This is a genomic window from Corynebacterium sp. HMSC062E11 (assembly GCF_001811845.1).
GTDB lineage: Bacteria > Actinomycetota > Actinomycetes > Mycobacteriales > Mycobacteriaceae > Corynebacterium > Corynebacterium hesseae.
The window spans coordinates 1-765 of the sequence record NZ_KV806790.1; the positions used below are offsets into that span (position 1 = coordinate 1).

Here is a 765-nt window from a genome sequence, read left to right on the forward strand (position 1 = left end):
GGTTCAACGCTGCATTGTCCACGTCAAACGCAACATTCAGCGCGCCACAGGCCTGCACCCCACCTCGCCGATGGGCAAAGCACTGCGACGGCTTTCCTTCGAACTGCTAGCCGTTACCAACCTAGATGAAGCAGCCGAATGGACTGCCAAGCTACACCAATTCGGCACTGTATTTAGCACCCAGCTCAAAGCCAGAACTTACGTCAAAGACGTCCCTTTCGAGCAGATTCCTAAATCCAAACGTGGCAACAAAAAATGGTGGTACACCCACGATGTTCACCGCGGAATCTACCTACAGCTGAAGAAAATGAGTCAACACGGACACCTCTTTGCCTACCTCACCCAAGCTAAAGAAGGCCAACGCTTAGAGCGCACAACCAACAGCCTGGAAGGCGGAGTGAACTCGCAAATCAAGAAACTGATGCACGCCCACCGAGGACTGCGCGACGAGCAACAACGCATCGCCTGTGACTGGTGGCTGTACTTACACACGCAGCTGCCTGACGACCCCGTAGAAATCGCCAGGCAGCAAAACTGGGGCCAGGACGCACTCGCCAAAGCACAAACCCTAGCCGACCAGGAAACACAAGCCACCAGCGGCCATGAAGACGGCCGACCAGCAACCTACGACAGCGCCATCGACACTGCCTACAACCACTCTATGGGAATACGTAAAGGTCACATACGCTAAACCCCAACCCCCACCAACACAATCTGTCGTTTAACTCGACACGCCGGAAAACAACACGTTTTGTCGTTTAGGCC

The 765-nt window shown here is 54.4% G+C and carries 1 pseudogene; it reads left to right on the top strand.

From position 1 onward, the window contains the following. A pseudogene (locus HMPREF2822_RS12915) lies at nt 1-691 on the top strand (transposase); the annotation flags it as partial. Between the last annotated feature and the right edge of the window lie 74 nt (nt 692-765).